Source organism: Phytoactinopolyspora mesophila (genome assembly GCF_010122465.1).
GTDB lineage: Bacteria > Actinomycetota > Actinomycetes > Jiangellales > Jiangellaceae > Phytoactinopolyspora > Phytoactinopolyspora mesophila.
The window spans coordinates 15341-29091 of record NZ_WLZY01000011.1 but is presented as its reverse complement, the minus strand read 5'-3'; the positions used below and the strand labels follow the sequence as shown (position 1 = coordinate 29091).

11 protein-coding genes are annotated in these 13751 nt (G+C 65.1%); 8 read left to right on the top strand and 3 right to left on the bottom strand.

Annotated elements, in window-relative coordinates; all coding sequences use genetic code 11:
- From F7O44_RS24735 to F7O44_RS24710, 5 genes are all read left to right on the top strand, one after another.
- On the top strand, positions 1 to 1581 hold the full coding sequence (locus F7O44_RS24735) for an MFS transporter (protein ID WP_162452997.1): 1581 nt from the start codon (positions 1 to 3) through the stop codon (positions 1579 to 1581).
- Positions 1582 to 1698: 117 nt separating this feature from the next.
- Entirely contained in the window at positions 1699 to 2211 is a 513-nt protein-coding gene (locus F7O44_RS24730; protein ID WP_222851664.1) for a DUF1990 domain-containing protein, read from the top strand.
- A 168-nt stretch (positions 2212 to 2379) separates the two neighbouring features.
- Positions 2380 to 3306: a phosphatase PAP2 family protein gene (locus tag F7O44_RS24725; protein ID WP_222851663.1), complete on the top strand. Its 927-nt coding sequence runs from the start codon at positions 2380 to 2382 to the stop codon at positions 3304 to 3306.
- A gap of 411 nt (positions 3307 to 3717) precedes the next feature.
- Positions 3718 to 4389 (top strand): acVLRF1 family peptidyl-tRNA hydrolase, encoded by a 672-nt coding sequence (locus F7O44_RS24715; protein WP_162452994.1) that lies wholly within the window; start codon positions 3718 to 3720, stop codon positions 4387 to 4389.
- 108 nt (positions 4390 to 4497) lie between these two features.
- On the top strand, positions 4498 to 5124 hold the full coding sequence (locus F7O44_RS24710; RefSeq protein ID WP_162452993.1) for a superoxide dismutase: 627 nt from the start codon (positions 4498 to 4500) through the stop codon (positions 5122 to 5124).
- A 275-nt stretch (positions 5125 to 5399) separates the two neighbouring features.
- On the opposite strand, the gene F7O44_RS31360 is transcribed toward F7O44_RS24710, so the two are convergent.
- Positions 5400 to 6152 carry a D-Ala-D-Ala carboxypeptidase family metallohydrolase gene (locus F7O44_RS31360; RefSeq protein WP_162452992.1) on the bottom strand — a complete coding sequence of 251 codons (753 nt, stop codon included), beginning with the start codon at positions 6150 to 6152 and terminating at the stop codon, positions 5400 to 5402.
- 306 nt (positions 6153 to 6458) lie between these two features.
- Here F7O44_RS31360 and F7O44_RS24700 point away from each other — a divergent pair, with 306 nt between their 5' ends.
- Positions 6459 to 7169, top strand: a complete 711-nt coding sequence (locus F7O44_RS24700; RefSeq protein ID WP_162452991.1) for a YceI family protein — start codon at positions 6459 to 6461, stop codon at positions 7167 to 7169.
- A gap of 289 nt (positions 7170 to 7458) precedes the next feature.
- Here F7O44_RS24700 and F7O44_RS24695 read toward each other — a convergent pair whose 3' ends face one another.
- Entirely contained in the window at positions 7459 to 8430 is a 972-nt protein-coding gene (locus tag F7O44_RS24695; protein ID WP_162452990.1) for a DUF559 domain-containing protein, read from the bottom strand.
- Between the two features lie 632 nt (positions 8431 to 9062).
- Positions 9063 to 10097, bottom strand: a complete 1035-nt coding sequence (locus F7O44_RS24690) for an LppM family (lipo)protein (RefSeq protein ID WP_162452989.1) — start codon at positions 10095 to 10097, stop codon at positions 9063 to 9065.
- A gap of 212 nt (positions 10098 to 10309) precedes the next feature.
- Between F7O44_RS24690 and F7O44_RS24685 the strand changes: the two genes are divergently transcribed.
- Positions 10310 to 12703, top strand: a complete 2394-nt coding sequence (locus F7O44_RS24685) for a phosphoketolase family protein (protein ID WP_162452988.1) — start codon at positions 10310 to 10312, stop codon at positions 12701 to 12703.
- Between the two features lie 93 nt (positions 12704 to 12796).
- Positions 12797 to 13720 (top strand): AEC family transporter, encoded by a 924-nt coding sequence (locus tag F7O44_RS32095; protein WP_162452987.1) that lies wholly within the window; start codon positions 12797 to 12799, stop codon positions 13718 to 13720.
- Positions 13721 to 13751 lie beyond the last annotated feature (31 nt).

Here is a 13751-nt window from a genome sequence, read left to right as displayed (position 1 = left end):
ATGCACGTGCATGTAATGTTCCTCCTCGTGACTGACACGGCTATCCGCACGGCTCCATCGAGCCCTCAACAACAGCAATGGACCCCGCGTCTGTGGGGGATACTCGCCGTCCTCTGCCTCGCTCTCTTCCTGGACGGCCTCGACGTATCCATGGTGGGAGTGGCGCTGCCGTCCATCGGCGCCGAACTCGGGTTGTCGACCACCGCCCTGCAATGGATCGTCAGCGGCTACGTACTAGGCTTCGGCGGCCTCCTGCTTCTCGGCGGGCGCACCGCCGACCTGCTCGGCCGGCGCAAGGTCTTCCTGATCGCCCTGGGCGTTTTCGCGGTCGCGTCGCTGCTCGGCGGGATCGTCGACGACGGCGGCCTGCTCATCGCGACGCGACTGATCAAGGGCGTCGCCGCCGCGTTCACCGCCCCCACCGGCCTATCGATCATCACCACGACATTCGCCGAAGGCCGGGACCGCAACAAGGCGTTGTCGATCTACACGCTGTTCGGCGCCAGCGGCTTCTCCTCAGGCTTGATCGTCGGCGGTTTGATGACGGGTATCGGCTGGCGGTGGACCTTCCTCTTCCCAGTGCCGATCGCCACCGCCGCGCTGATCGCCGGTCTGATGCTCATCCCGCGCGACCGCCCGGCCGCCACCGGCGGCTACGATGTCGGCGGCGCCACCACTCTGACCGGTGGCATGTTGCTGCTCGTCTACACCGTGGTGTCCGCGCCGGAAACCGGGTTCACCCACCCCGGCATCATCGCGTCGTTCATCCTGGCGATTGCGCTGCTGACAGCGTTCTTCATGATCGAGCGGCGGGTGGCGCACCCTCTAGTGCGGCTCGGCATCCTACGCGTCGGCTCGATCGTACGCGCCAATGTGGGGTTGGTCGCCCTGTTCGGTTCGTTCCTGAGCTTCCAATTCATCATGACGCTGTACCTGCAGAACGTGCTCGGGTGGTCACCGATTCAGATGGCGCTCGCGCTGCTGCCCGCTGGTGTGCTCGTTGTTCTGACCGCGCCGTATGCGGGCCGGATGATCGACCGGGTGGGGACACCCAAGCTGATCATTGCCGGGCTCAGCGCGCTCAGCGTCGGGTACGTGCTGTTCTTCTTCCGGATCGACACCGACCCGAACTACCTCACCGTGATCCTGCCCAGCGTCGTGCTGCTCGGGGTGGGTTTCGCGCTCGGATTCCCGTCCATCAACGTTCAGGCCACAGCCGGGGTCAAAGACTCCGAGCAAGGACTCGCGGCCGGACTGGTCCAGACCTCCGGACAAGTCGGTGCGGCGCTCGTCCTGGCCCTGAGCACAGCGCTGATGTCCGTTGACGCACACGGCGTGAACGAGTCCATGGAACAGTCGCTCAGCCAGTTCCGCCCGGGCCTGGTCCTGGTGACGGTCGTCGCGCTGGCCGGCCTGGCGGTCACAGCCAGCCCACTCCTCCGCCGATCTCCCCCCAGCTCCACCGCCAGCTCCGCCCCCGCTTCCAACCCCAGCTCCACCCCGGCTTCCTCCCCCTCCAACCCCTCATCGCCCACCCCTTCCTCAACCTCCAAGCCCTCGTCGTACACCCCTTCTCCATAACCCTGCAGCCCGGTGATCGTCAGTGCGATGTGGCTGTATTTTGGTGATCGTCAGGGCGTTGTGGTCGCGCATCAACGACCACAACCCACTGACGAGCACCGGGTAGCGTGGGGTGCTGTGACGCGCGAATTCACCTATCCCGAGGTCGGCTCCACCGACGACGACACCCTTCCCGGCGGCTACCACCATGTCCGCCTCCGGGAGCGGATCGGGCACGGCCGGCCCGCCTTCCACGCAGCCGCCGATGGAGCCATGACATGGGGTGTACACCGCGGCTCCGGCTTGAGTGTCGACGCGACGGCCGACCGCGCTGCCAGCGGCGTCGAGGTGATCTGCGGTGTAGGTGTCGGCCCGGTACGGCTGCGCTTCCCCTGCCGCGTCGTCTGGACAGTGGAGGAGGACAACCGGATCGGATTCGCCTACGGCACACTGCCGGGGCATCCCGAGAGTGGAGAAGAGTCGTTCATCGTCGAGATCGACGACGCGGAAGCCGTCTGGTTCACCGTCACCGCGTTCAGCCGGCCGGCGCAGTGGTACACCAAGCTCGCGGGGCCGCTCAACCGGGCGGTCCAGCTCGCCGCCATCCGCCGATACATCAAAGCCGCGCGTCGGCTGGTATTTCGGGCGTAGTTACATACTCTCGTGAGTGGTCCCGCCATCGGGACAACGCGTCGGTAGCTCCCGACGCACGCACGGGGAGGAAGTCGATGCGAGGCCACAGAGCATTCACCACACCACGCCTCATCACCAACCAGCTCCGCGAGTTGACGGTGACAGTCTCCACACGGGGCCGCTGACGTGCACGGATTCTCCCCACGTGTCGGCACCGCCGTCCTTGGTTTCTTCATGTTCGCCGCCGGTGTCGCCGGAACCGTTCTGACCTGGCAGTATTTCGTCAATACGCGCACCGGGCAGCGATTGGACAACGTCGCCTTCCGCGGCGCGGAGATCGGCCAGAGCACTCTGTGGAATGCCGCCGAACCGGTGCTCGACGTGGTCTCCGTGCCTTTCATCGTCGTCGTCCTCGGCGCGGCCGCGCTGATCGCCGTCATCCGGCGCCGCTGGCTGCTAGCTCTCGAGGTGGCGGTTCTGGTCGGGGGCGCCAACGTCACCACCCAGGCGCTGAAGCATGTGATCCTGGACCGCCCCGATCTCGCCGATACCGCAGGGGCCGTCAGCAACTCCCTGCCGAGCGGGCACACCACCGTGGCCGCCAGTGTGGCAGCCGCTCTTGTGCTCGTGGTTCCACGGCCGGCGCGGCCACTGGTCGCGATTCTGGCCGCGACCTACGCCGCCACCACCGGCGTAGCGACCATGATCGGCCAGTGGCACCGGCCGTCCGACGTGGTGGCCGCCATGACCGTCGTGATGGCCTGGGCGGGCCTGACCATCATTATCACCGCGATCGGCAGCTCCGAGCGGGTACGCCCGCCGGACTCCGCGATTGTCCCCACGACCATCGTCAGCGGACTGATGCTGATCGTCGCTTTCGTGACCGGCCTCTTGGCCGCCTCGGCGCTGTCGAGCACCGGGGACGTTCTGGCTGGAGGAGGATCACCCGACCGCGGTGATCTGATCCGCGCCTACACCGGCGGCGCGTTCGGCGTCGTGGCCACGACGGCAGTTCTCTTCGCATTGATACTTGTCATGCATCAGTTCGCAACGCGACCTGGTCCGGACAGGTTGGGGGGCAAAAGCCCAGCTCATCAAGATTCTTACCGGTGAGGGCTACACATACGGGTGTGTCGTGGCGCACACTATGAGAATGACCTCTAGCACGACCAATCGACGAGTCTTGCCTTCGAGTCCCTTCCAACCGGTCGCTCCAGAGCCCGTGGAGCAGTTCAGTGTCAACGATCTCCTTACCCACGACCGCCACGGTGTCGGACGGGTGATCGGACTCGGCACGCACAACAAGGTTCATGTCGACTTCGGCGCAGGTATTCAAACCATCACTTTGCCGAACGCCAAAGTGACCCGTCTCTGAGGCATCCTCGCCAGCTGCCCGGCTGTCGTTCCCAGATTCCGCCGAACGCCAGCTGTCCGCAACGTCCCGCAGGGTGAATCCTGGCCGACTGCTGGCATTCGCCGCTCCAGGTGTCGTGCCGGACGTGCGGAATCAGGCATGCTCATGGGATGCCGACGAAACACATCTCGGTGCCGCCGGAACGGCTGGAACGCTGGCTGGCCGGCTTCATCGACAGGCACGGCCCAGCTGACCACAGTGTCACGCCGGACACCGTGACAGTACGCGCCGCAGACGGCTCACAGGCGCGCTGCCGGGTGCCGTTCGCCCCGCTCGCGCGCCATGAGGGCGTGCCGTACGCCGGGTTGATCGAACACGCGTGCCGTGATCGCACCGTGGGTGTAGTGCTCGTCCGGCGTGGCGGTTACGCGGCCGGTGTCTTCGACGGCCGGACCTTGCTCGATTCCAAGGTGGGGTCTCGGCATGTCCAAGGCAGAACAGCTGCCGGCGGGCAGTCCCAGCAACGTTTCGCTCGGCGCAGGGACAAGCAGGCCCGCGAGGCGTTCGGTGCGGCCGCCGACGTCGCCGCCCGGATTCTGCTTCCGCACCTCGCTTCACTGGACGCCGTGGTGTGCGGCGGTGACCGCGCCGCGGTCAGCCAGGTGCTGGCCGATTCCCGCCTGCAGCCAGTGCGCAACCTGGTCGTTCCCCCACATCTTCCCGTGCCGGTTCCCAAGCTGATGGTGTTGCGCAAAACCCCGGACACATTCCGCGCGATCCAGATCACGCTCACTGAGGCGGACCCGGTTGGGGACACCCCCGTGCCGGCAGCGGAAGACTAGTGATCCTGTACACATGTGACGCCCACCCTCATCGAACGGGAATAGTCAGGCGTAGGTTTGGCAATGAGCATGTTGTACGTGCAGCTCATCGATGAGAGGACTTGACGCATGGCTACCTACTCGCTGCCCGACCTTCCGTACGACTATGGTGCGCTCGAGCCGCATATCGCCGGCCAGATCATGGAGCTTCATCACTCCAAGCATCATCAGACGTACGTGAACGGCACCAACACCGCTCTGGAGCAGATGGAAGAGGCTCGGGCCAACAACAAGCTCGACACCGTCAACCAGCTTCAGAAGAACCTCGCGTTCAACCTCGCGGGGCACGTCAATCACACCGTGTTCTGGAACAACATGTCTCCCGAAGGTGGCGACAAGCCCGACGGGGAGCTCGGTGCGGCCATCGACGAGTTCTTCGGCTCGTTCGACGGTTTCCGCGCCCACTTCACCGCTGCAGCACTCGGTATCCAGGGTTCGGGCTGGTCCATCCTGGCGTGGGAGAGCATCGGGGAGCGCCTCGTGATCGAGCAGCTCTACGATCACCAGGGCAACCTCGCCGTAGGCACCGTGCCGTTGCTCATGCTCGACATGTGGGAGCACGCGTTCTACCTGCAGTACAAGAACGTCAAGCCGGACTACGTCGCGGCTTTCTGGAACATCATCAACTGGGCCGACGTCACCGACAGGTTCACCACGGCCAAGAGCAAGACCAACGGCCTCATCACACCTGCCTGAACTCGACAAGGTCAGGCGCGACAGCTCACGGGGCGCGCCTCCCGGATCATTTCCGGGAGGCGCGCCCCGTGTGTTGACGGCAAACGTGTGCCATTATGGAGGCCTAAAGAGAAAAGTTCGGCCTTCCGAACTCACCTGAGCACGGAGGTGAGCCCATGTTCAAGCACCCACCGCAGAAGCGCGAGACGGCGCATGTCGTCGCACTCGCGGCACTGGTCGTGGGCTACCTCACCGTGCTAGCCGGATTGCTCCTCCTGCGAGCCTAGAACCTCTGGTCAGGTGGCCCAGTACCAGGACTGCGCGCCGTAGGCGTACTCGACCCGGCTGTCGGCATGGGTGTGGCTGCTGTAGCGGATAATTCCGCTGAAGCCGCTGGTCTGGCAGTAGGAGATAGCTTGCGAAACGGACCTGTTGCTGATGCGGAAGTCCGCGGCTATGCCGTACATGTGCTGGCTGTTCGAGCTCCCGCCGACATTGCTGTTGTGTGAGACGCTGCGGAACCCGGAGTTGATGATGCAGGCGTTGTTTCCGCCCTTGCGGCGAACCGCCTCGAGCTTGTACATGAGACGCCGGACGTTCTCCCGCACGGTTGACGTGCCAACCCTGCCTCCGCCGAAGCCGCTACCGTCGCGGGAATGGAACTCGCTCCAGGCGAAGTGCCGGGTGGAGCCGTCAGAGGACTCGAGCCAATTCAGTTGGGTATGTGTTTGCGGACCGGCGATCCCGTCGGAAGTCAGCCCGTAGGCGGACTGGAACCGGCGCACGGCGCCCTCAGTGGCCGGGCCGAACTGCCCGTCGATGGCGATGAACGTGCGCGAAGCGCTGGCTGCCGCCCAGCCGGCGACCCTGATCTGGAGCTCACGGACGTCGTTGCCGCTGTCGCCCCGGCGCATGGTGCGCGTCCAGTTGTAGGCGTGAGCGGGCGCGGCTGTCACTACCGAGCCGACAGCTACGGCTCCGATGGCGGCCGCTACGCCGCCGATGGCTCCGCGCCGGGTGATCGAGCGGCCGTCTGTTGGTTCACACATCACTGCACCTCCGATAAGGCTGGGGCCTCCAGGGGGTTGGAATGCCCGGGTGAATCTGGCGACAGCATGACAGGAGATTGACGTCTTGTCGCGGTCTCCGTGCAGAAAATTTTCACGACTTGGCGGGATGAAGGGAGCGAGAGTTTCGCCGCGCATCAGACTGGCGGGATTTCTTCCCGAATCTCCGGACCGCCGCCTTGATCGGAAGCAGCAGCGTCGACGGCACCGGTCACCCGGCACGCAATCCCGTGAGCCAGACTCACCGTAGAACAGCCAGGACATCCACACAGACCAGGGAGCGTTTCCATGGCTTTGCCCACGAAGACCCGACGTAGGCTGCTCATCGCTCTTGCCGGCTTGGCTGGTGCCGCGGCGCTCGTCCTTGGGGGCACCTGGCTCTATGTCAACGTCTTCAGTGCGGACGCACCCGACCCGTTCGTGCTGGACTCGGCGACGCCGGGCGAGGCCAACGATGACTCCGGCAACGGTGAGCTGATCCTGGACGGCACGTGGGCTGTCGCCGACGGATCGGAGGCCGGCTACCGCGTCGACGAAGTCCTCAACGGCCTCGACAACACCGTCGTCGGCCGCACCCCCGACGTGACGGGCGAGATAGTCGTGGCCGACGGCGCCGCCACGTCCGGAGAGGTCGTCGTGGACATGACGACGGTCACCACGGACAGCAACAGCCGCGACGGCCAGTTCCAAGGGTCGATCATGAACACAGACGAGTACCCCACCTCGACGTTCACGCTGACCGAGCCGGTTCCCGTCGGCGATCTCGCAGGCGCTGCCGAGCCAATCACGTTGACCGCCAGCGGCGAGCTGACCATCAGGGATGTCACCCGGGAGGTGGAGGCCCGGCTCGACCTGCAACAATCCGGTGATGCCGTACAGGTAGCCGGCTCAGTCCCCATCACATTCGCCGAGTTCGAGGTGGACCCGCCAAATCTTGCGTTCGTCCGGGTGGAGGACGAGGGCCTCGTCGAGTTCCTCCTCACGCTGACGCGCGACTGATCCCGGGCGCCTCAACAGGGCAGCCTTCACAACCGGCCCGGACCAGCTAACCGCCCTTGCCTGGTCACACAACGATCTTCACGACCGGTGTGCGACAAGTCGTGTGAGTTCCGACCGCTCCGAGCGGCAACATGGCCCACGACCGGCAACACGACCGAGCGAGGCGGCCGTCCAGGGGCGATACGTCACACGACCGATCACACGACCGGACGGGGGCGGGCATGTTGTTGTCGCCGGCCCCACGGACCGACGATGCGCCTCATTGCACGGAGCCGTTTGCGGATGCCTGTCAAGCAGCTGCTTGGACGGAGCTCAGTCTGTGCTGGTAGATCGCTCGCAGGTGTCCAAGACTGGACTGCGGGCGCCGGCGGATGTCGTCCACGCTAAAGCGCTCGATGTGCCACCCCAGGCGCGCCAGCATCCGATCGCGTTCCCGATCGTAGAAGCGCGCTCCCGGTGAGGAGTGGAACCGGGCACCGTCGATCTCGACGCCAAGCTTGATCACAGCATCAGCAAAGTCCAGGCGGGCCAGCAAAATCCCGTTGTCGTGAACTTCGTACTGCCGCTCGAAACTCAACCCGGCGCCGCTGAACAACTCGTCCGCTTCATACTCAGCACCGGATTCGAAGGCGGGATCGAACTCGTCAACGGTACGGCGGACAAGAGCTATCCCTGACTTGCCGCCGAAATCCTCGGCAGCCGCCAGCAGTTCGTCAATACTGGCAACGTCCCTGTTCAGCACGTCATATAGGAGACGCCGAAATGCCGTGTCGTCGAGAATGCCCGCAAGGTCGACGACGGTGCGCGGAATCTTGAGCACCGGTTGGCCATGTGCCACACCGGTGAAACCGTCGATTCGCCGGGACCTGATGATGACAAGTCCTGGTCGGGGCGTGCGCTGCACACGCGCCGGAACCGTGAGCCACGTCCGATCCAAAGGGATCAGTGGATCGACATTCTGCAGCCGGGCTGCTGTGGCATGGCTGAACCATGCTTGATCGCCGGCGTACAGAAGCGCTGCGACAGCCAGGGACGCTCGCGTCGGTGGAGCTGCGGCGACTCGGTATACCTTCGGATGGACAACCACCCAATAGCCCTTCGCCAGGCGCGACTCGATCTGGTGCCGGGTGAATCCGCATTCCAACGCCTGGTGTCGGCTGAACGTCCCGAACTGATCGCGGGCGGTTTCTACCAGAGCAAGATCAGGGGTCCCGGTGTGGGAGCAATCCGGGTATGTCTCAGCTCCGGTCGATACATCCATACCCTCATCACGTCACACTGCGTACCAAACCGCCAGACTACTGCCGCGCGATGTGGACAACTTGGCGCTGTCCTAGGCCACGCTTGTGGATAACCGACGGGGCTGCATTTGCGGCCTGCCGGGCCACCTTGCTGCCTTGGACGTTACAGATCCTGGATTCCCTGGTAGGCGATGCGGACTCGGGCTGGTGCTCGACACTGGACGTCCGTCGTGCGGCCGACAGACTTCGAGTTCGTGCTGACCTCAAAGTCGGCATACCTCCGGTACGGCGGCATCGCGCGCCTACGTGTGTGAACAGCCGTGTGATTGACTCCGGCCCAGAGGACGGTTCGGCAGGTTGTGCGAGCGGTCGTGGCAAGGAGCGCCGCTCAGATCCGCCTGGGACTCACACGACGCGTGACACATCTGCCGTGAAGATCGTCGTGTGACCCCACCGGTGCCAGGCGTCGGCAGCGACAGAGGACCGCCGAACAGCACCGCCGCTCAACAAAAGAATCGGGTGCCGCTCACCCACCGGCAAGGTGGGCGAACGACACCCGATCAGGACCTACGGCTGCGGCGATCTGACTGGAGAGTCCATCGATCCTCAGCAGGGGCCACGGAGAGCCCGTATGGACTTCCGGTCCGCGTCCCTAGCGATCTTCCTCCTGCTCGCCGGTGCCGGCGGCCTCGTCTGCGTCCGGGGCCGGTTCGGCCGAGCCCTCCGGCTCAGCATCCGGCGCCGGTGCGGCCTCAGGTTCCCGCGCCGCCGACGGGTCGGGCCCGGGCGCGGCCAACGGCACGTCGTCGGCTGGGGCCGGAGGCTCGTCCACGGGCTCGGCTGCCTGCGGAGCCGGCGCTTCGTCGACCGCTGGCTCCCCGACCGGCGCGGCCGGTGGAGCGGCGGCCGCCGCGGCACCCGCTCCACCGGGGGCGGGCGGTACCGGACCAGCACCCTCCGGCGACGGGGGCGGTGCCGGCGCGTCACCCGCTACCGCCGGCTCAGTTTTGCCGCGCGAGAACAGGAAGAGCAAGGCCACCAGCCCGGCCACCACAACTACGCCGATCACGATCCACAACCAGACCGGCATGCCGCCGCCACCACCAGACTCGCTGGCCCGGGCGTACATGTCGTTGGTCTCACCCATCTCGGGCACCCACGTGACGGTGGTGCCACTCAAGTCGCCGTTGTGCTCGAGCACCTCACCCGGGAACGTGATGCTCACGCGCATGTCGAACTCCATCATGCCTTCGAGCATGCCCGGCGGAATGTCACCCATCTCTCCGGTGTCCGACATATCCATGTCGCCCTCGAAGACGAACTCGTCGCCCTCGCGGGTCAGACGCAACTCGGACGTGGCGTCGTCGCCGCCGAACTCGTCGAGCGCCACTCCCTGGAAGGTCATCTCCTGGCCGATGAAGGTGCCATCGTCATAGGGCTCGACAGTGACGTCGTCGGGTGCGTCCTCCCCGAGATCCATATCGAGAAGCTCGTCCATCATGCCGTCGAACATGTCGGCTTCTTCGCCCATCATGTCGGACATCTCTTTGTTGAACCCGAAGATCATCGTGCCGTCGACGGTGTCGTCAGCGTTGACTGTCAGGTCCATATCCATCTTGATACAACCGGTCAGCGCCAGCACCAGGCCTGCCGCACCGATCGCTCGCAGCGTCCGTGTTCGCTTCATGAGCGCAGCTTGTCATACGGCCCGGGTTCTCACCATGCCGGAACCGCATCGGTTGCCTAACAAGCACGCGCACACACAAACATATGTCCGTTAAGGACCGAATCGGCACGCCAAGGTACCCGACTAAGAAGGGACCTTTGGGGGTAGACGGTGGGAAGCGGCGATACAAGGCTGTGTAGAGATCACACAACAGCGCTAAGGAGCCTCGATCGATGCTGAGGAAGAACGCATCCAAGAACCGGTCCCCCGATGACGACACATTGGCACGGATCGACGCCTGGTGGCGGGCGGCCAACTATCTGTCGGTCGGGCAGATCTATCTGCTGGACAATCCGCTGCTCCGGGAGCCCCTCGAGGTCGAACACATCAAGCCGCGGCTCCTTGGCCATTGGGGCACCTGCCCAGGGCTGAGTTTTCTCTACGCCCACCTGAACCGGACCATCATCGAACGCGACGCCGACATGATCTACATCTGTGGGCCCGGTCACGGCGGGCCCGCGCTCGTCGCGGCGTCGTGGCTGGAGGGCACCTATAGCGAGGTCTACTCTCACGTGGGTCCCGACGCGGACGGGCTGCGCGCGCTGTTCCACCAGTTCTCCTACCCCGGCGGCGTGCCCAGCCACGTTGCACCTGAGACACCGGGCTCCATCCATGAAGGAGGCGAGCTCGGGTACGCGCTGTCCCACGCCTACGGCGCCGCCTTCGACAATCCTGGACTGGTCGTCGCGGCCGTCATCGGCGACGGCGAAGCCGAGACCGGGCCGCTGGCGACGTCGTGGCACAGCAACAAGTTCATCAATCCCGCTCAGGACGGTGCCGTCCTACCGATCCTGCACCTCAACGGCTACAAGATCGCCAACCCGACGCTTTTCGACCGCATTCCGCAGGACGAGCTGAAGTCGCTGCTCAAGGGCTACGGTCACAAGCCGTACTGGTTCGAAGCCGGATTCGATGACGAGAAGCCGGCCGACATCCACCGGCGCTTCGCCACAATGCTCGACACCGTGCTGGACGAGATCGCCGGGATTCAGGAAGACGCCCGCAAGGGCAGCACAACCGCCGTGCAGTGGCCCGCCATCGTCTTCCGGACACCAAAAGGGTGGACCGGGCCACAAGAGGTCGACGGCCAGCCGGTAGCCAATAGCTGGCGCTCCCATCAGGTGCCGATGTCCGGTGTCCGGGACAACGAAGAGTACCGGCACATGCTCGAGGCATGGATGCGGTCCTACCGGCCGGAAGAGCTGTTCGACGAGCAGGGCATGCTCAGTGCCGACGTGGCGCAGCTCAATCCCGCGGGGCAGCGGCGCATGAGTGCCAACCCGCACGCCAACGGCGGACTGCTCAGCCGGGACCTGAGACTCGGCGACTTCCGCCACCACGCGGTCGACGTACCCGCTCCTGGCGCCGTCAATGCCGAGGCAACCCGAGTGCTCGGCGACTGGCTCGGCGCGGTCGTCGAAGCGAACCCGGACAACTTCCGCGTCTTCGGACCCGACGAGACGCTCTCCAACCGGCTCAACGGTGCGGTCGAGACCGGCGGGAAGACGTGGAACGCCGAGATACTCCCCACCGATCAGCATCTGTCCCGCACCGGCCGGGTCACCGAGATGCTGTCGGAGCATCAGTGTCAGGGCTGGCTCGAGGGGTACGTGCTGACGGGCCGGCACGGCATCTTCAACAGCTACGAGGCGTTCATCCACATCGTCGATGCCATGTTCAATCAGCACGCCAAGTGGCTGAAGGTCACCCGGCAACTGCCATGGCGAGCGCCGATCCCTTCGCTCAACTACCTGCTTTCGTCCCACGTGTGGCGGCAGGATCACAACGGCTTCACGCACCAGGATCCCGGTTTCATCGACCACGTCGTCAACAAGAAGGCCGACGTCATCCGGGTCTATCTGCCACCGGACGCGAACACCCTGCTGGCGACCTACGACCAATGCCTGCGTAGTCATGATCTGGTCAACGTCGTCGTCGCCGGCAAACAAGAGCAGGCCCAATGGTTGACCATGGATGAGGCGGTCGCCCATTGCACACGCGGCATCGGCATCTGGGAATGGGCCAGCACCGGCGGAGGCAACGTTGATCCTGACGTCGTTCTCGCCAGCGCGGGCGACGTGCCCACCATCGAGACTCTCGCCGCCGTGGACTTGCTCCGCGAACACTTCCCGGACTTGAAGATCCGCGTAGTGAACGTCGTCGACCTGATGCGGCTGCAGGATGCCCGTGAACACCCGCACGGACTGCCCGACGCCGAGTTCGACGCCCTGTTTACCCCTGACCGGCCGATCATCTTCGCGTATCACGGCTATCCGTGGCTCATCCACCGGCTGACATATCGCCGCACGAACCACGGCAACCTGCATGTCCGCGGCTACAAGGAAGAGGGCACAACCACCACCCCGTTCGACATGGTGATGCTGAACGATCTGGACCGCTATCACCTGGTGATCGATGTCATCGACCGGGTGCCCCGGCTCGGCCGAAATGCCGCGGGAGTACGGCAGCAGATGGTCGACGCCCGGTTGCGGGCCCGTGACTACACCCGTGAACACGGCACCGACATCCCCGAGGTGCGCGATTGGCGGTGGCCCGGCCCCAGCTGACCCTTCTGACCCGCGGCCGCCATAGACTGCTGACGCTGGTGACATGGCCAGCCGCCAGCAGGGCGGCCGCAGGCAAACGCAGAGAAGGACACGGTGCAGGGCGTCTTCGAGGGTTTCGGCGTCATCGCCATCGTCATCGCTCTGGGTTACGTCCTCGGGCGTGTGCGCGTCCTCGACACGGAAGCCCAGGTGGTCCTGTCCCGGGTGGTCTTCACCGTCGGCATCCCGGCGCTGTTGTTCGTCACCCTCTCGACCGCCGATGTGACGACGCTCTTCTCGTCGGCTCTGCTGGCGATCGGATCTGGCGTGGTGATCGCGGCGTCGGGGTACGTTCTCCTCGCCCGGTTTCTGTGGCGCAGGCCTACCGGGCCCCTCGCTGTTGGAGCGCTGGCCAGCTCGTACGTGAACGCCGGCAATCTGGGCATCCCGATCGCGGTCTATGTGCTCGGTGACGGCTCGTATGTGGCACCGGTGATGCTGCTCCAGCTCGTCGTCATGGCGCCGATCTCGTTCGCAGTACTCGACACCGTCCAATCCGGACGCCGGCCCACGTGGAGATCGGTGCTGGCATTGCCCTTTCGCAATCCGGTGACCATCGCGTCGTTCCTGGGCATCGCGGTGTCGGCCGTCGGCGCTGAGCTGCCGGTCGTCATCGAACGTCCCACCGAACTGGTCGCCGGGTTGGCAATTCCGGCGGCGCTGATCGTGTATGGCGCTTCACTGCACGGCGCTCCCCGGCCGGGGGCAGGCGGCTCGGCACGGGACGTCGCGCTCATCAGCGTTCTCAAGCTGGTGGTCCAGCCGGTGGTCGCGTTCTTGGTCGGTCGGTTCCTGCTCGGGCTCGACGACATCTGGCTGCTGGCCGTGACCATAGCCGCAGCGCTGCCCAGCGCCCAGAACGTGTACGTGTACGCGGTCCGTTACCAGACCGGAGTAGCCCTGGCGCGCGACGCGATCTTCGTCACCACTCTCCTCTCCGGCATCTCGATCCTGATCATCGCCGCGCTGCTCGCCTGAGCACACCCCTTGACCTCAAGTTAAGTTGAGG